Source organism: Acidimicrobiia bacterium (assembly GCA_040878325.1).
Classification (GTDB): Bacteria; Actinomycetota; Acidimicrobiia; order Spongiisociales; family UBA11373; genus JAUYIV01.
The window spans coordinates 139,134-155,436 of the sequence record JBBDMM010000012.1 but is presented as its reverse complement, the minus strand read 5'-3'; the positions used below and the strand labels follow the sequence as shown (position 1 = coordinate 155,436).

The following is a 16,303-nucleotide window of genomic DNA, read 5'->3' as shown; positions in this document are numbered from 1 at the left end:
TACGGTCCGTTCGAGTGGCCGAACGCTCACCACCACCGACAGAGCGTGGCTGGCTGGAGTCTGGAGACTGGTGGCTGGTTGGTCAGGGGCGGGCCCTGCCTGACCCTGACTAACCTCTGCTCACACGCCTGTAATTCTCTGAGGAGCATCGGTGTCAGGACGCGGTTTCGCCCATCTGCATCTGCACACTGAATACTCGATGCTCGATGGGGCGGCCCGGGTCGCCGATGTGATGCGGGCGGTCGTGGCGGATGGCCAACCGGGCGTAGGCCTTACCGACCACGGCGTCTTGTACGGCGCCGTCGACTTCTACCAGCAGGCGACCGCCGCCGGCGTCACCCCCGTGATCGGGATGGAGGCCTACCTGACCCCAGGTTCGCGGTTCGATCGTCCCGCTCGCCGCGATGACATCCGGTACCACATCACTCTCCTCGCGGTGACCCAGCAGGGCTACCGCAACCTGGTCAAGCTGGCGAGCCGGGCGTATCTCGAGGGCTTCTATTACAAGCCCCGGATGGATCGGGAACTGCTCAGCGAATACTCGGAGGGTTTGATCGCCACCACCGGATGTCTCGGGGGACACGTTCCGCAACTGCTTGCCCCGGATGCCTCGGCCGAGGAGGGGAATGTCGGTGGCCAACGCGACTACACGGCCGCGGTGTCGGCCGCCGCGATGTACCAGGACATCTTCGGCAAGGACAACTTCTTCGTCGAGGTGATGGACCATGGGGTGGCGGCGCAGCGGAAGGTGCTGCCCGACCTCCTGTCGATCGCCAAGGAACTGGGGGCGCCACTGCTTGCCACCAACGACTGCCACTACAGCCGGGTCGACGAGGCCGAGGCGCATGACGCCCTGTTGTGCATCCAAACCGGAGCGCAGATGGGTGATGAAGGCCGGTTCGCGTTCCAGGGCGAGGGGTACTACGTGAAGACCGCCGCCCAGATGCGCGGCCTGTTCCCCGACGAGGATTTCCCCGGAGCCTGCGACAACACCCTTCTCGTGGTCGAGCGGGCCGACGTCACGATGGACTTCGGCAACATCCTCCTGCCGAATTTCCCGGTGCCGGCCGGGCGTACCGAGAACGCCTACCTGCGCGACCTGGTCGAGGAGGGCGCCCGGTTCCGGTACGGGGATTCGCTGACGACCGAGATCCGTGATCGGATCGAGTACGAGCTGCGGGTGATCGACGAGATGGGCTTCCCCGCCTACTTCCTGATCGTCTGGGACCTGATCCGGCATGCCCGCGAGCAGGGGATCAGGGTGGGTCCGGGTCGAGGATCGGCGGGCGGGTCGATCGTCTCCTATTGCCTGCGCATCACCGATCTCGACCCGATCGCGTACGGGCTCATCTTCGAACGATTCCTCAACCCCGGTCGGCGGGAGATGCCCGACATCGACATGGATTTCGACGAGCGTTACCGCGCCGAAATGATCCGCTACGCGTCGGAGCGATACGGCAGCGACCATGTCGCCCAGATCATCACCTTTTCGACCATCAAGGGCCGCCAGGCCGTGCGTGATGCCGCCCGGGTTCTCGGCTATCCCTACGCCGTGGGCGACCGCACCGCCAAGGCGATGCCGCCCCCCATCCTCGGCCGGGAGGCGAGCCTGGCGCAGTGCCTCGATGACCTGCCCGACGACGCCGACTCTGGTCTGCGGGACTCGCATGCCAACGCCTCGGGGCTGCGCGAGATGTACGCCTCCGACCCTGATGCCCGTCGGGTGATCGATACGGCCCTGGGGCTCGAGGGGTTGCGCCGTCAGGACTCGATCCACGCTGCTGCGGTGGTGATCACCCCGGACCCGCTCACGGACATCGTGCCCATCCAGCAGAAGGGGGAGGACGCCGAGGTCGTCACCCAGTTCGAAATGCATGCAATCGAGCGTCTCGGGTTGCTGAAGATGGACTTCCTCGGGCTACGCAACCTCTCGACGATCGAGCGATGCCTCGAGCTGATTCAGGAGACGCGAGGCGAACGGCCCGACATCGACGGCGTGCCCCTCGACGACCCGCGTGTCTACGAGATGCTCTCCCGTGGCGACTCGATGGGCGTCTTTCAGTTGGAGGGGTCCGGGATGCGGTCGCTCATGCGCAACCTCCAGCCGGACCGGTTCAACGACATCGTCGCCCTGCTGTCGCTCTACCGGCCCGGGCCTATGGGTGCAGGAACTCACAACCTCTATGCAGATCGAAAGAACGGCAGGGTCGCCATCGGCCATCTCCACCCTGCGTTGGAGGAGGTGCTCGGCGACACTTACGGGATCATCGTGTATCAGGAGCAGGTGATGCAGGTGGCCGCGCTGATCGCCGGTTACTCGATGGAGGAGGCGGACAGCCTGCGCAAGTCGATGGGCAAGAAGATCGCGTCGGTGATGACCGAGCAGGAGCAGCAGTTTATCGAGGGCTGCATCGCGCAGGGACATCCACGAGAGCTGGGCAAGGAGCTCTTCGACCTGATCGCCCATTTCTCCGGATACGGCTTCAACAAGCCCCATGCGGTCGGCTACGGGCTGATCGCCTATCAGACCGCGTGGCTCAAGGCTCACTATCCCGCCGAGTACATGGCTGCGTTGCTCACCTCGGCCAAGCGCGACAAAGACCGGACCGCCGTGTACCTCAACGAGTGCCGGGTGATGGGCGTGCGAGTGCTCGTACCCGACGTGAACGCGTCGGAGTCGGACTTCGTGGCCCGGGACGGGGCAGTGCCCTTCGGCCTGTCGGCGATTCGCAACGTCGGTGAGGGTGTGGTCGAGCTGATCACCGAAGAGCGCCGCAAGAACGGTGTCTATGAGTCCTTCCAGGACTTCATCGACCGCGTCGACTTGTCGGTTTTGAACAAGCGCACCATCGAATCACTCATCAAAGCGGGCGCGTTCGATTCCACCGGCGCTCCCCGCAAGGGGCTGATGGCGGTGCACGAGCAGATGATCGAAGCGGTGGTTACCCGGCGGCGGGCCGAAGACATGGGCCAGTTCTCGTTGTTCGGCGCAGAGGAGCCGTCGACCCACTCCGGGGTCATCGACATCCCCGACATGGAGTGGGACAAGAAGGTGAAGCTTCAGTTCGAGAAGGAGATGCTCGGCCTCTACGTGTCGGATCATCCGTTGTTCGGAATCGAGACCGCACTCAAGGCGCTGGCGACCACTTCGATCGCCGGGCTCGAGGACCACCGCGACGGCACTGTCGCCAGCATCGCCGGAATCGTCAGCGCGGTCACCCGCCGCTACACCCGCGCCGGTGAGTTGATGCTCTATTTCACGCTCGAGGATCTGGAGGGGAGCGTCGAGGTGCTGGCGTTTCCCCGGACGGTCGCCGAGACCGGGCCTTTGGTACGTGACGACGCGGTACTGGTGGTGGCCGGCCGGGTCGACCAGCGGGGCGACAGCCTCAAGTTCATTGCCCAGAAGATTCACGAGCCCGACATCGACGCCGAGCGCGTCGTCCGCCTCCGGGTCGCCGCCCATCGGATGTCGGTGACCCTGGTGAATCGACTCAAGGATGTGCTGTCGAACCATCCGGGTCCGACGCCCGTCTACTTGCACCTCGAAGGCAAGCCCGCCGAGAAGGTGGTCCGGCTCGGCCCGGAGCACACGGTGGAGGCGAGGAGTTCTCTATACGCAGAGCTGCGGGCCCTCTTGGGCGCCGACTCCGTGCTCACCTAGGGCACCCCCTAGCGGGTGAGGCTCTCCGGATCGAGACCCCCTGCCTGCTCGGCGACGGCTGCCAGAGCCACGGGGTCGGCCGGCATCTCCGCAAGCCAGGGGACCACGATGGGGATGAGCCCATGGCGTAGCGAGATCTCCGTACGAATGTCCTCCTGCCGGGCGGCCTCGAATCCCCAGCGCGCCAAATTGGCATCGAGGGCGTCATCGGGGTCGGTGATGGCGTGAGCCCAGGCGGCGGGCAGCGCCCGGTTGAACACGACTGCCTGGGGTCGCCCGGCCCACGACGGCAACTCGTCGAAGAACCGGACCATCTCCCGAATCGGGGTTGGATCTACAGTGGTCACGATCACGGTCTTTGCCCGTCGCAACGCGGTTTCCACCTGCCGCGACCGCTTGGAGATGCCGTCATAGGTTTCGCGCAGATCGAGCAGAAATTCGGCCACATCTTCCAGCAGAGGACCCCCCAGCACGGCATCGGCGAGGCGAAGCGCGGGCCGGGCGGTGAAGGAGTAGACGGCTCGTCTGCCTGGGAGCTTGGGCCCGGTGAGCCAACGAAGGGCCCGGCCCGCCACCAGCGCTCTCATCCGTTGCGGCGAGGCCAGGAAGTCGATTCCACCGGACGACGGCGGGGTGTCCACCACCACCAGGTCCCAGACCCCCGAGTCGGCATGGGTCGTCATCTCCTCGGCCGCGGCGTATGCCTGACCCGACGGGAACCGGTCGGCTACGGCGCGAAACAGCGGGTTGGCTACCAGTCGGTCGGCGACGGGGCCGCTGGCGTGGGTTCGGACGATCGCCTCCCAGGAGGCCGCGGCGTCGAGCATCGCCGCCTCCAGGCCATCGATGCCGGGGACCGGCGTGGGGTGGTTTCCCAGTTCCAACCCCAGGGCATCCGCCAGGCGCCGGGCGGGATCCACCGTGAGCACGAGGGTCTTCGCCCCGTCGCGCGCCGCGGCGGCGGCGATCGCCGCGGCCATCGTCGTCTTGCCGACTCCGCCTGCCCCCACCACCAGCACGATCGTGGTCATTGGTTTCCCCAGAGCTCCGAGAGCCGACTTGCCACCTCGCCGGGAGTGCGCAGCCCGAAGAGCAGCGGAAACCTCATGTCGGGTTTGAGTCGGTCGAGATGAACTCGCTGTGCCGCCTCCAGCTCGAGGTGGAGCGTGGCGGCGTCGCGCCGGGACCCGGCAGGTTCCCGACCGATGCGTTCCTCAGGGATATTGAGGGGTGGCAGGACGCGGTTCGCAACCACCGCGGTGCCTTCGATCAAGCCCTCGGCGGCGAGGGCGGCCAGCGTCTCTTTCGTCTCAGCCACAGGCAGTTCCTCAGGCGTGGCTGTGATCATCAGGCCGGTCACGCCGGGGTCATGCAGGGTCATCCGCATCCAACTGGCCTGTTCCTTGACCCTTCCTCTCGGGACCAGCGACTCGATCGTCGCCGGGGCGCGCAGGTAGGACATGACCTGCCCGGTGGGAGGAGCGTCGGCCACCACGAGATCCCACCGATCGCGAGTCGCCTCGAAAAGAATCTTGCCCATGACCACGGTGTCCCGGATTCCGGGCACCGTTTCCGCGAGCACTCGAAACGCCCTGGTGGCCGGGCCAAAGCGAGGGACCTTGAGGCGGAGCCGCAGATACTCGTCGAGGGCGGCCGCAGGATCGACCGCCAGCGCGTGAAGTCCGGGTCGTACCAACGCGGGCTGCGTGCCCAGGATCGGGACCCGGAGGTGGGAACCGAGCCCGGTGGCGTCGGTCATGCCGATGGCGAGCACTTGCCTGCCGTGCTTCGCCGCATGGATGGCGGCGGCGGCGCTCAGCGCGCTCCGGCCCGCCCCACCCTTGCCGGTGACGATGAGGAGGCGCCGTTCAAGCATGCGAAAGAGGTTAGAGAAGGCCCGTCGTCGTTTCGGTGGGGGGCGAGCTATTCGCTCCCCACCTCACCCCGCTTGGTCGCCGAGGGGGACTCGCAGCACCAGCGCGTCGTCCTCGACCGAGACGGCGGCGTCGGCAACGAGCGAATAGTCGACAAAGTCCTGTTGCGCCCCGGCGAGGAACTTGCGACGCGCTTCACCTTCGAGGGGGGGAACGCCGCGCTCTTTGACCGCCTCGGCTCGTCGCCGAAAGCGCTCCTTGAAGGCATCTACGTCGAATGTCGCCATCGCTCCAACTCCGGTCGGCAGGGACTCAAGCCTAGAAGGCCGATCGGCCCATCCTCGTCAGTCGTCGGGATCGGCGACTCCAGCCGCGGCTCGCTTGGCTGCGGCCCGGCGCTCGGTGGCGAGCCGGCCCAGGCCGTGGTCGCCATGATCGACAAAGCGCATGGCATCGGCGATGGCCCGATGCCCCGCCTGATCACGTATCAACCGGTGCATCTCCTGGCAGACCCGCCGGTAGTCGGGGTGCCCGCCCTCGGCGGTTCGCAATTCGAGCAGGTGGAATGCCTCGCGGGCGTTGAGGTGCATGAAGAACCGGATGCGGTACGCGAACGGCACCGCGAATTGGGCGAGTTCGGCTCCGAGGGATGACGTCATCTCCCCGTGGAGCGCCTCGGCACGGGCCATTGCCTCATGCCACGCCCCTTCCGCCTCGACGTCGATGATGGACTCAGGCACCACGTACCCGTGGAGAGTTCCGAGCCGCTGCCAGTCGAGGGTGAGCATGCGATGGCGTTGGAGATCTCGGAAGATTCCGTAGTCACACAGGATGTCGAACCGGTAGGCGACCCGCTCCATCCCTCTACCGGGTTTGTGGCGGCGGTTCTCGCGGTCGCCAACGTAGGCGGCGATGACCCTCGACCGATCCTCCGCCGCCATCTGCCGCGCCATCTCGAGGAGACGGTCGTCCGGCAGATCGGTGTAGGAATAGAGCGCGGCCGCGGCGATCTTGGTCTCGGCATCGGTATCCCACTCGACCAGGGTCACCTCGGGGCGCGCCGGCACCGGCTCGGACATCTCTCCGGCCACCTCGCGCATCCGGGCTGCGGTGTCCTCTAGGTATCGACTCCACGCCCCGCCCCGTTCCGGATTGTCCACCCGGACGAGGAAGGCGGGAATCAGCTTCCGGAGCTCCGTCAGCATTCGGTCGGCCACCTGGCGCACCTCGGCGGTGGGGTTGGCCCGCATGCGAAGCAGCAGCATCTCGTACGCCTGTCCCGTGCCGTAGATTCCGACGTTCGACAGCGTGGCCGCGGGTAGCAAGCCGCGCAGATCGTCACAGACCCTCGCCCTGATCGTCGACCGGTAGACGAAGTCGGAATCATCTGATGACTTGGGGAACAACGACTCATAGTACGCGGTAAGTCGCCCGGTCAGCCCGGCGTAGGTGTCGAACAGGCGCTCCATCGTCGACGAGTACTCCGCTGCCAGCGGAGAGATGGCGACCTCGGGGGGGATGAGAAATCGATAGCGCCCACCGAGGCGTTGGTCGTAGAACATGTACCGCGTGCTCTGCTCCAGATACGCCGCCAGCCGTCCCCGTTCGAGGACCTTGGTGAGAATGTTGGAGGCCTGCTCGCAGGCGAGGTGCACCCCGCCGAGCTGCGCCACGGAATCGTCGCCGTACTGCGTGAAGACCCGGTTGTAGAGGTCCTCGGCCCGACCCAGCTTGATCCGCTCGTCGTCGCCCTCGAGTCCCGCGGCTATCGCCGCGATCCCCACCTCCGGGGCGTCGTAGAACTCATCGAGAAACAGTCGCCTCACCGACTTGGGAGAGCGGCTGTAGCGGGCGAACAGCGCGCCTTTGACGACTTCGGGGAGATTGACGAGCCCGACCACCGGCTCGGTGGTGTTGGTGAAGAAACGTTGGAGCACCGCGGTCTCGTCGGGCGTGAACGCCTCTGTGTGGTACCCGACCGGGGGCAGAGCCCCGACCAGATGCCTGGTCGTCGCAGTCATCTCACACCCATGTAATTCGCCACCGTTGCGACGGTATCACCGCGGCCGATGGTGGGGCAAGTGAGCCGCCGACGAACAAGAAGCTTGGAGCCGCAGGCTGATACCGTCCCCGGAGTGACCGGCATTCGGATCGTGATCGGGATCGTCATCGGGGCAATCGTGCTGATCGCCCTGGTGCCGATGTTCGCCCTGTTGGACCTTGCCGGTGGCGGGGACGGCCTGGGGCTGTGCACCGACGGTCTCGGATCGTGCCGCACCTCGTACTTCGATGGCCCGGAGCTGGTCGGGTTGCTCGTCGTGGTGCTCCTTCTCCTGCTGATGCTGCTCCGCGCAGCCTTTCACATTCGGTCTCTCATAGAGCAACGACGCGAGGCCGAGGGTGCGGCGGCAGAATTCGGGCGGAAACCGCATCGCCCCTGATGCCCGTCAGCGGGGTGCGCCGACTGCAATGGTCTCCAGGTCGTCCTCAGGACCGGTGCCGGCGAGGACGACATAGATCCCCCCGAGGATGAGCGCGGCCCCCACCAGGCCGCGACTGCCGAGGCGTTCGCCGAGCAGCACGGCGCCAGATAGTGCCGCGAACGCCGGTTCGAGCGCCAGCACGATCGCGGTCCTCGAGGGCCCCACCACCGTCTGACTCCACACCTGCAGGTAGAAGGCTCCGGCGCTGACGAGGATGCCGGTGATCGCGATCGCCGCCCACGACGCTCGTGGCGGTGTTCCGACGCCCTCCACCAGCCCGGAGGCGGCGAGGCCGAGCACGGCAGTGACAGCCAACTGCACGCCGGTGAACGAGAGGACCGGGTGTTGGTGGGCCCTGCGTGCCAGGAAGACGATATGAGCGGCGAAAGCCACGGCGCACCCCGCCGTGTAGGCGTCCCCTGCCTCGAGTCGAAAGCCATCGCCGATGGTCAGCACGCCGAACCCGGAGACGGCGAGCGCCGCGCCCGCGAGAACTATGCCGCGGGGGGTACGCCGACCGACGGCCGCTGCTAGCAGCGGCGTCAGGACGACGTAGAGGCCGGTCACCAGCCCGGAGTTGGAAGCCGATGTGGCGGTCAATCCCTGCGTCTGCAGGGCGTATCCGGCGAATAGCAGCACGCCGGCGATCGAGCCGTCGCGCCAGACCCGCCGCCCCGTGGGGAGTCGGATCGCGAAGAGCAGACTCGCTCCAAGAAGGAACCGCCACCCTACAAAGCTCAGCGGCGGGACGATCTCGACCGCATCCTTGACCACCACGAAGGTGACTCCGAACAGAAGGGATGCCACCGCCAGGGCGGCATACGCCATGACGGGCCGTCGAGTATTGGCCGTCAGGGCCGCCAGAGCGAAATCGCCGCGCCCGCCGCCACGAGTGCCATTGCCCCCACCAGCAGGGGGGCCCCCGGGCCCAGCGCCGCACCCTCGAGACCCGTTACGGCGTGAATGGCGTCCGTCAACTTCACCGCGGCGAACACCGTGGCGAGGCAACCGACCAGCGTCAGCGTGATCCCGATCACCGGGGAGTTGCCGCGGCTCCAGTCACCCCAGGCCGCCTTGACCACCACCGGGGCGGCAATCACCACCGCAGGCCATCCGTCACCGGCGATGCCGTCGATGGCGCCGAGCACCGGCAGCCTGGCGAAGGGGAGAAAGAGGGCGAGCACCCCGAACACTGCACCTGCGAGCACTAGCGGGCGGTGGGGGTGCATGTTCAGCCGGCCCGGATCGGCTTCGTCTGGGGAATCAACCGGTCAGTCCTCGCGTCGCCGGTCGCCGTCGTCGGCGGACCGGTCGCTGGCGGGTTCAGCATCGAAAGTCAGCGTCGCGTCGCCGTCCGTGTCGACGGATTCGAGAAATGCGGGGATCTCGAGAGAGTCGAACAGCGGTTCCCCGAACGGGCTGGTTTCGGGATCGCCCCTCTGCGGTGTCCGGCTGGGGCTCGGTGTGGTGGGCTTTGGATCCGCCGGGGCTGGCCGCGCCGGTTCAGGGCGCCGCTCGGTCTGTGCAGGCCGCGCCGCGGCCACGTCCTCCGCGGGGGCCGGCCGGGACCTGGCCGCCTGCGGCGTGCGCGGCCGGGACGGATGCGCCCCGGTTGGCAGGCCGAGAAAGGTGCGGGTGAGTCCGATGCCGATACCAACCAGGGTGACGAAAGTTCCGAACACCAAGAGGCGGGCACCGATGCCGACCGAGCCTCCCAGGGTGTCAGCGAGAACGGAGGCATCGAGATGCTTGACGATTGCGTAGGGGAAGGCCGCCAGGCCGAGGACGAGCGAGGCCCACGACAGCGGGCGGGGGAGCGGCCGGGTGTGGTCGGGGAGCAGGGTGATGAGGAAGATGGGGAGAAGAAGGGCGACCGCGGGCAGTGCATCAGCCTGCAGCGCGGTTCGGTTCCCGCTCGGAGAAGTGACGAACTCGAAACTCAGCGAGGCCATCGCAAGGAGCACTCCGACGTCGATCACGATTCGCGAGGCGTGAAACGCCAGGGTCGTGGAGGGTGGGCGATGCTGCGGCTGCAAATTGGGCTCCGGGGACGGCAAGGGAACTGGTCGCCGAGGTTAGAGGGTTTCGGGCACCCGCACGGTCCCCGAGGGAGAGAGGGCGGCGTCGGTACCATCGCCGCCGATGGCACCCGCTTCTCCCTCCTCCGTCGCCGAGGCCGCGGAGCGACGCCGGGCACGCACGATCTTGAATCGACTCCAGCGTCGCTATCCCGATATCGGCACGGCGCTCGAGTACGACAACCCGTGGCAGTTGCTCGTCGCCACTGTGCTGAGTGCCCAGACGACCGACGAGAACGTCAATCGGGTGACCCCCTCGGTGTTCGCCCGTTGGCCGACGGCGGTCGACCTGGCCAACGCCGACCCTGATGAAGTCGAGCAGGTGGTTTACTCGGCCGGCTTCTATCGCCAAAAGACCAGGGCGATCATCGCACTGAGCGCGGATCTCATCGATCGGTTCGATGGGGAAGTGCCCGACGACCTCGGCCGCCTGGTCACACTCAAAGGTGTCGGCCGAAAGACGGCGAGCGTGGTGCTCGCCGAGGCATGGAGCAAACCCGCCATCGCCGTCGACACTCACGTGAAGCGGGTGGCGCGCCGCTTGGGGTTGACCGCGGCAACCGATCCGGTGAAGGTCGAGGGAGATCTCCGGGGCCTCTATCCACGCGCCCGGTGGGCGGGCATCTCGATGCGGGTGATCCAGTTCGGTCGGGATGTCTGCTCGGCGCGCAAGCCCCGCTGTTGGGAGTGTCCGTTGCGGGACCTGTGCCCCTATCCGGACAAGACGCCTCCCCCGTGACCCGGTGGCGGTCGCCCCATGACCGGGCAATCGCCGCGCTGGCGGTGCCGGCGTTGGGATCCCTCATTGCCGAGCCGGTTCTCAGCCTCGTGGACACGGCCTTCATCGGCCGGGTGGGCACCGATGCCCTCGGTGCGCTGGGGGTGGCGTCTGCCGTATTCGGCCTTGCGTTCTTTCTCTTCAACTTCCTCGAGTACGGGACGACGACGGAAGTGGCCCGGGCGGTAGGAAGGGGAGATCTGGCGGCGGCCGGGCGAGCCACCATCACTGCCGGGGTGCTCGGCGTCGTGTGTGGTTCGGCGGTCGCCATCACGCTGGTGCTGCTGCGGACTCCGATCGTCGAGATGCTTGGTGCCACCGGCGGGGTGAAGTCGGGTGCGATGGTATATATCGGTATCCGTGCCCTGGCAGCGCCGGCGGTGTTGCTCAGCCGGGCCGCCCACGGCGCGTACCGCGGTTACCAGGACACCCGCATGCCGTTTGTCGTCGCGCTTGGGGTCAACGCGGTCAACCTCGTTCTCGACCCGATACTCATCTTCGGGTTCGACTGGGGGGTGGCCGGGGCGGCGTGGGCAACCGTGACCGCTCAGTGGATCGGGGCTATCTGGTTCGTCGGCCTGTTCGCGCGGGGGCGGGCACGTTTCGGCCTCGTCGGGGCACGACCGGTCGCGGGGGAGGTTCGCCGTTTCCTACGGGTGGGACGGGATCTGGCGATCCGTACCGGGGCGCTGCTGGCCACTTTCACGATCGCAACGGCGATCGCCACCCGAGTGTCGGACGTTGCCGTAGCGGCCCATCAAGTGGTGTTCCAGCTGTTCCTCTTCCTGGCGCTCGGGCTCGACGCGTTGGCCATCGCTGCCCAGGCGTTGGTGGCGCGGGTGCTCGGGTCGGGTGACCGGGTGGCGGCCCGACAGGTCGCAGACCGCCTGCTGGTGATCGGGGTGGCGGTGGGGGTAGTGGCCACCGTGGTCCTATGGGCGCTCGCCCCGTTCATTGCCGGATGGTTCACCTCGGACCCGGAGACCCGCGAGGCGATCGAAAGCGCCTTCACCATTCTCGTGCTGATGCAACCGGTCGCGGCAGTCGTGTTCGTCTGGGACGGCGTGTTCATCGGCGCCGGTGACTTCGGATTCCTCGCGGTCGCCATGGTGGTGTCGTCGGCCATCGCGGTCGGGTTGCTCGGACTGGTGCTGCCACTCGATTGGGGACTCGATGGCGTGTGGTGGTCGCTTGGCGCTCTCCTGGTGATACGGGGCCTCACCCTGGCATGGAGACGGGCGGCTCGGCAGGGCCCGTTGGCGAGTCCGGCACGAGGCTGATTCCCTTCGTCTCCGGGAGCAGTGCGATCACGCCGCTCGACAGCAGCAGAAAGCCCCCGAGGATGGCGATCGTCTGCGGGACGCCCCAAGCGTCGACGGCGAACCGACCCGCGGCGAATCCGGTGATGCCGCCGAGGACACTGGCGTTGACGATCCAGGCCCCCGCGGTCGCTCGAAGGTCGGTCGGGAAGAGCTCTGACCGCTGCGACGCGAATGCCGGTCCGAAGGCCGATCCACCCAGGGTCGACAGAAAGATGCCAACGGCAAGCAGCGGACCTGTCTCGGCGAAGTAGACGCCGACGCCTCCGGTGACGCCGATGAGAATCGCCACCGCCTCGGTTGGCCGTCTGCCGGCGACATCGGCGATCCTTCCGCCGGCGAGGAGGCCGATCGCCACCCCGGGCGCGCTCGTGGCGGCGAGCAGCAATGAGGCCGAGCCGGGCGACCAGCCCAGGACGTTCTCGAGGCGAACCAGCAAGAGGTTCGCGGTCGGGGCGGTGAATGCGGAGATGGCGAACGACAGCAGCGCCATCGGCCAGAAGCGGGCGGCATGGCCGCGACGAAACACGGCCGCCAGCGGGGGACGAGCGGCCGGGATCTGGAATGCGCGCGACTCTCGGACCCGGCGTGCCAGAAAGGGGAGTGCCGCCAGTGGCACTGCGCTCAGCCCGAAGAGGAGGCGCCACTCGTCGCCGCCGGCACCGAGTGGGCGGAGCAACAGGCCCACCCCAGTCCCAAGCGAGGTGAACAGCGCATACAGGCCGATGGCGTATCCCCGAATCCGGGGTCCGATCTCCTCGGCGAGGACGACCAGGGCCAGCGAGCCGACGGCAACTGTGCCGATGCGGGCAATGGCCTGGCTGATGGTGAAAGAGCCGGTACCCGGTAGCAGCGCCGTCACCAGATTCGCCGAGGTGAGGATGGCGAACGCCACCAGCAACGGAAGGCGACGACCGCGATGATCGCTCCACCACGACAGCCCCAGGGCAAGCAGCGACGCGGCGCGGATGGTGGCCATCAGGTCGAAGACTTCCGCGTCGGATAGGGCCAGGTCGGTCTGAACGAACGACAGGGCATGGGTGACCACGGTCCCCGCCCAGCCCTGAGTGAGGGCCACCACCGAGAACAGGGTGAGAATGACGGCTTCGCGATGCTCGATCCGAACGGCGGGTCGGAGCGCCCGGAGCAGCCCCACCGTCAGGCGATCTCGCTGCCTGGCGCCACGGGCCGATCGGGGCGGAGCAGCACGACCCCATCGTCGGTGAGAACGCCAAGCACCAGCACGTCCGAGCGGAAGCCGGCGACCCTGATCGGTTCGAAACCGGTCACCGCGATCACTTGCATTCCGGGCAGCGCGTCGACCCTGTAGAGGTCGGTGATCTTCGCCGACGACTGCAGTTCTCCCAGGTCGCCGAAGTCGATCCAGAGACGATACGACGGCATCCATGCTCCGTCGTTCGTCTCGGCACGCTTGATCGTCCCCGCGCGGACTCTGAGTTCGTGCCAGTCACTGATGGTGGGCACCGCCGGGAGGTTACAGGGAACAAGGGGGGCGTCCGTTAGCGTTGGCGAGCAGAGCGCGGAGACATCGTGGACATCGGCAACGTCAATGTGATCGCGGCCTTTCTCTTCGGAGCGCTCTCGTTCTTGTCGCCGTGCGTCCTCCCGTTGCTCCCGGGCTACTTGTCGATGATGTCCGGGTACTCGGCGGCCGACATGGCGGACGGGAAGGTGTCGACCCGGCGGATGCTGCGGGTGACGCTGTTGTTCGTCGCCGGGTTCACCGCCGTATTTGTCGCCCTCGGGGCGACGGCCACGTCGCTGCGCGGGCTGCTGGTTCGCAACGAGAGCACGATCCTCGCCATCGCCGGGTGGATCGTTCTGGGGATGGGTTTGTTCATCGCCCTGTCCGCGCTCATCAATCCCCGGCTGCTCGCCCCGTTCATGCGCGAGCGCCGGGTCGACGTCAGGCCCTCCCGCCTCGGCCCGTGGGCCGCGCCGGTGATGGGGGCGGCGTTCGGCTTTGGATGGACCCCATGCATCGGACCGACCTTGGGGGCGATCCTCACCGTGGCCGCCACCGAGGACACCGTGGGGGAGGGCATGTTCCTGCTCTTTGTCTACTCCATGGGGCTCGGTGTCCCCTTTGTGCTCGCCGGGCTTGGCATCAACAAGGCGTATGGGGCGTTCGGCTGGTTCAAGCGCCACTTCACACCGATCACCGTGGCTTCGGGCCTGCTCCTTGCCGTGTTCGGCCTGCTGATGATCTCTGGCCGGCTGATCGACCTCAACATCTGGTTCCAGCGGATTCTCCCAGAGTGGTTGTGGAACGTATGAAGCCCGTGGCTCCGGGGAACTGTCACCCGCTCCCGGTCAACCGATGCCTGCCACCCGCGGCACAGTGCCCCCCGCGTCCCCGATGACCACGACACCTCTCTCTTATGGCGACACCACCGGCGAGTACTTTGCGGCGCGCCGGGGGGCGGCGGTGGTCCAGGGATCACACGATCTGATCTGGGTCGACGGACCCGACGCAGTCCGGTTCCTCGACGGCCAACTGAGTCAGGATCTCGGCGTGATGAAGCCCGGCGAAGTGGCGCGATCGTTCCTGCTCGAACCCCGCGGGAAATTGCGGGCGATCCTTTGGGTGCTGAGGGGTGCGGACCGGGTCGGCCTGGTGACAGACCGCGGCGTGGGCCCGACGGCGGCGACACTCCTCGAACGGTTTCGCTTTCGAGTCGACGCGACCATCTCGCTCGACGATCGGCCGATCGCGGCTCTGTGGGGGCCAGAGGCCCCGGCGGTGTTGGTGCACGCAGGTTTGCCGGTCCCGGAGGGATGGGCGGTGGCAGCCGACGGCTCGGTCGTCGCCTCGATTCCGGTAGGAGTTCCTCGGTTTCTCGTCGTGGGCGGTGCCGACCTGGCGGGCGCCCGCCCCATCGGCTCGATCGCGGCGACCACCGTTCGGATCGAGGCCGGCGAGCCGGTGATGGGCCAGGATGCGACCGAAGCGACCATTCCCCAAGAGACGGGACTGGTTCCAGCCGCAGTCTCGTTCACCAAGGGTTGTTATGTCGGCCAGGAACTAGTTGCCCGGATCGATTCGCGGGGCCATGTGAATCGCCTCCTCCGCGGCATCGTGCTGCGCGAGACGGTCGTGCCGCCGGTGGGAGCAGACGTCGTCCACGGCGGCGAGGTGGTCGGGGCGCTCTCATCCGTCGGTGAGTCACTGACCCTGCGGGCCCCCATCGCCCTCGGCACGATCCGGCGGGAGGTCGAACCTGGAACCGAGGTAGAGATTCGATGGCCTGGTGGTGCCGCCTCGGCAGAGGTGCGGGCACTCCCACTGGACGACTTCGATGTTTCATAGATCTCTAACAATCGTTCCCGAAGATCCTCCCATGGAGTTGGCGCGATGACGACAAATCGGGGCACGGTGGTGCTCATCGAAGACGAGGAGCCAATCGCCGACCTCGTCCGGATGTATTTCGAACAGGAGGGGTTCAAGCTGGTCCACGCGCCGGATGGTGAGCGTGGGCTCGACGCGGTCCGCGATCGTGATCCCCGGGTGGTGCTACTCGACATCGGACTCCCCGGGATCGACGGCATCGAGGTGTGCCGTCGGATCCGGACCTGGTCGGACGTCCCGGTGATCATGCTGACGGCCCGAGATGGGGAGGTGGACAAGATCGTCGGGTTGGAGATCGGTGCCGACGATTATCTCACCAAACCCTTTTCGCCCCGGGAGCTCGTTGCCCGCGTCCGGGCGGTGCTCCGCCGCTCGGAGGAGCCTCCGCGAGCACCGGCGATCCTCGAGGTGGCCGGGTTCGAGATCGACTCGGGACGGCGCGAAATCCGCCTGCCCGGCGGGGGAGCCGTCCGTCCAACGGCGCGCGAGTTCGACCTGCTCTGGTACCTCGCAGAGAATCGAGGGCTGGTGCTGTCACGCGCCCAAATCCTCGAGGCAGTATGGGGTTACGACTACGTCGGCGAGACCCGAACGGTCGACGTGCATGTCCGCCAGCTCCGCAAGAAGCTCGAGGGTCTCCCGATCGAGACGGCATGGGGGGTCGGCTACCGGATGGGGGACACGTGAGAGTCGCCAGTCACCAGTCCCCGGTCTCCAGCAGAACCCTTGGCTTTCCG

General features: G+C 67.1%; 16 protein-coding genes. 7 read left to right on the top strand and 9 right to left on the bottom strand.

From position 1 onward, the window contains the following. Nucleotides 1-151: 151 nt before the first annotated feature. Nucleotides 152-3,664, top strand: a complete 3,513-nt coding sequence (gene dnaE, locus WD184_07550; protein MEX0826582.1) for a DNA polymerase III subunit alpha — start codon at nt 152-154, stop codon at nt 3,662-3,664. Nucleotides 3,665-3,672: 8 nt separating this feature from the next. On the opposite strand, the gene WD184_07545 is transcribed toward dnaE, so the two are convergent. The 4 genes from WD184_07545 to WD184_07530 form a co-directional block, all read right to left on the bottom strand. Continuing rightward, on the bottom strand, nt 3,673-4,695 hold the full coding sequence (locus WD184_07545) for an ArsA-related P-loop ATPase (protein ID MEX0826581.1): 1,023 nt from the start codon (nt 4,693-4,695) through the stop codon (nt 3,673-3,675). After that, nucleotides 4,692-5,540, bottom strand: coding sequence for an ArsA-related P-loop ATPase (locus tag WD184_07540; protein ID MEX0826580.1), 849 nt, complete (start codon nt 5,538-5,540; stop codon nt 4,692-4,694). Before WD184_07540 ends, WD184_07545 begins: the two co-directional genes overlap by 4 nt. A gap of 63 nt (nt 5,541-5,603) precedes the next feature. After that, complete coding sequence (locus WD184_07535) at nt 5,604-5,825, bottom strand: hypothetical protein (protein ID MEX0826579.1); 222 nt, start codon at nt 5,823-5,825, stop codon at nt 5,604-5,606. Nucleotides 5,826-5,882: 57 nt separating this feature from the next. Beyond that, nucleotides 5,883-7,559 (bottom strand): FAD-dependent thymidylate synthase, encoded by a 1,677-nt coding sequence (locus WD184_07530; GenBank protein MEX0826578.1) that lies wholly within the window; start codon nt 7,557-7,559, stop codon nt 5,883-5,885. A 114-nt stretch (nt 7,560-7,673) separates the two neighbouring features. On the opposite strand from WD184_07530, the gene WD184_07525 reads away from it, so the two are divergent. Beyond that, nucleotides 7,674-7,979 carry a hypothetical protein gene (locus WD184_07525; protein ID MEX0826577.1) on the top strand — a complete coding sequence of 102 codons (306 nt, stop codon included), beginning with the start codon at nt 7,674-7,676 and terminating at the stop codon, nt 7,977-7,979. Between the two features lie 6 nt (nt 7,980-7,985). Here the strand turns inward: WD184_07525 and WD184_07520 are convergent, their stop codons facing one another. From WD184_07520 to WD184_07510, 3 genes are read right to left on the bottom strand one after another with little or no spacing between them, the layout of a single operon-like run. Beyond that, nucleotides 7,986-8,849: a DMT family transporter gene (locus WD184_07520; GenBank protein MEX0826576.1), complete on the bottom strand. Its 864-nt coding sequence runs from the start codon at nt 8,847-8,849 to the stop codon at nt 7,986-7,988. 23 nt (nt 8,850-8,872) lie between these two features. After that, on the bottom strand, nt 8,873-9,250 hold the full coding sequence (locus tag WD184_07515; GenBank protein MEX0826575.1) for a hypothetical protein: 378 nt from the start codon (nt 9,248-9,250) through the stop codon (nt 8,873-8,875). A 42-nt stretch (nt 9,251-9,292) separates the two neighbouring features. Then, entirely contained in the window at nt 9,293-10,057 is a 765-nt protein-coding gene (locus WD184_07510) for a hypothetical protein (GenBank protein ID MEX0826574.1), read from the bottom strand. Nucleotides 10,058-10,163: 106 nt separating this feature from the next. Between WD184_07510 and nth the strand changes: the two genes are divergently transcribed. Both nth and WD184_07500 read left to right on the top strand, forming a co-directional pair. After that, complete coding sequence (gene nth, locus WD184_07505; protein ID MEX0826573.1) at nt 10,164-10,838, top strand: endonuclease III; 675 nt, start codon at nt 10,164-10,166, stop codon at nt 10,836-10,838. Further along, a complete protein-coding gene (locus tag WD184_07500; GenBank protein ID MEX0826572.1) occupies nt 10,835-12,157 on the top strand; it encodes an MATE family efflux transporter in 1,323 nt (440 codons plus the stop codon). Before nth ends, WD184_07500 begins: the two co-directional genes overlap by 4 nt. Here WD184_07500 and WD184_07495 read toward each other — a convergent pair. Then, on the bottom strand, nt 12,096-13,352 hold the full coding sequence (locus WD184_07495; protein ID MEX0826571.1) for an MFS transporter: 1,257 nt from the start codon (nt 13,350-13,352) through the stop codon (nt 12,096-12,098). The two genes, WD184_07500 and WD184_07495, sit on opposite strands and share 62 nt — an antisense overlap. A gap of 2 nt (nt 13,353-13,354) precedes the next feature. Next, nucleotides 13,355-13,681 (bottom strand): tRNA-binding protein, encoded by a 327-nt coding sequence (locus tag WD184_07490; protein MEX0826570.1) that lies wholly within the window; start codon nt 13,679-13,681, stop codon nt 13,355-13,357. A 66-nt stretch (nt 13,682-13,747) separates the two neighbouring features. Between WD184_07490 and WD184_07485 the strand changes: the two genes are divergently transcribed. From WD184_07485 to WD184_07475, 3 genes are read left to right on the top strand one after another with little or no spacing between them, the layout of a single operon-like run. Then, nucleotides 13,748-14,494 (top strand): cytochrome c biogenesis protein CcdA, encoded by a 747-nt coding sequence (locus WD184_07485; GenBank protein MEX0826569.1) that lies wholly within the window; start codon nt 13,748-13,750, stop codon nt 14,492-14,494. A 43-nt stretch (nt 14,495-14,537) separates the two neighbouring features. After that, nucleotides 14,538-15,527, top strand: a complete 990-nt coding sequence (locus WD184_07480) for a glycine cleavage T C-terminal barrel domain-containing protein (protein MEX0826568.1) — start codon at nt 14,538-14,540, stop codon at nt 15,525-15,527. A 45-nt stretch (nt 15,528-15,572) separates the two neighbouring features. Continuing rightward, the gene (locus tag WD184_07475; protein ID MEX0826567.1) at nt 15,573-16,253 is read left to right on the top strand and encodes a response regulator transcription factor; all 681 of its coding nucleotides are present in this window, start codon (nt 15,573-15,575) and stop codon (nt 16,251-16,253) included. The last annotated feature ends 50 nt before the right edge of the window (nt 16,254-16,303 follow it).

Bases quoted from the DNA above. Each gene is read 5' to 3' on its own strand.
- WD184_07475 (MEX0826567.1), top strand. From the start codon at position 15,573: ATGACGACAAATCGGGGCACGGTGGTGCTCATCGAAGACGAGGAGCCA.
- WD184_07515 (MEX0826575.1), bottom strand. From the start codon at position 9,250: ATGCACCCCCACCGCCCGCTAGTGCTCGCAGGTGCAGTGTTCGGGGTG.
- WD184_07545 (MEX0826581.1), bottom strand. From the start codon at position 4,695: ATGACCACGATCGTGCTGGTGGTGGGGGCAGGCGGAGTCGGCAAGACG.
- nth (MEX0826573.1), top strand. From the start codon at position 10,164: ATGGCACCCGCTTCTCCCTCCTCCGTCGCCGAGGCCGCGGAGCGACGC.
- WD184_07530 (MEX0826578.1), bottom strand. From the start codon at position 7,559: ATGACTGCGACGACCAGGCATCTGGTCGGGGCTCTGCCCCCGGTCGGG.
- WD184_07520 (MEX0826576.1), bottom strand. From the start codon at position 8,849: ATGGCGTATGCCGCCCTGGCGGTGGCATCCCTTCTGTTCGGAGTCACC.
- WD184_07540 (MEX0826580.1), bottom strand. From the start codon at position 5,540: ATGCTTGAACGGCGCCTCCTCATCGTCACCGGCAAGGGTGGGGCGGGC.
- WD184_07535 (MEX0826579.1), bottom strand. From the start codon at position 5,825: ATGGCGACATTCGACGTAGATGCCTTCAAGGAGCGCTTTCGGCGACGA.
- WD184_07480 (MEX0826568.1), top strand. From the start codon at position 14,538: ATGCCTGCCACCCGCGGCACAGTGCCCCCCGCGTCCCCGATGACCACG.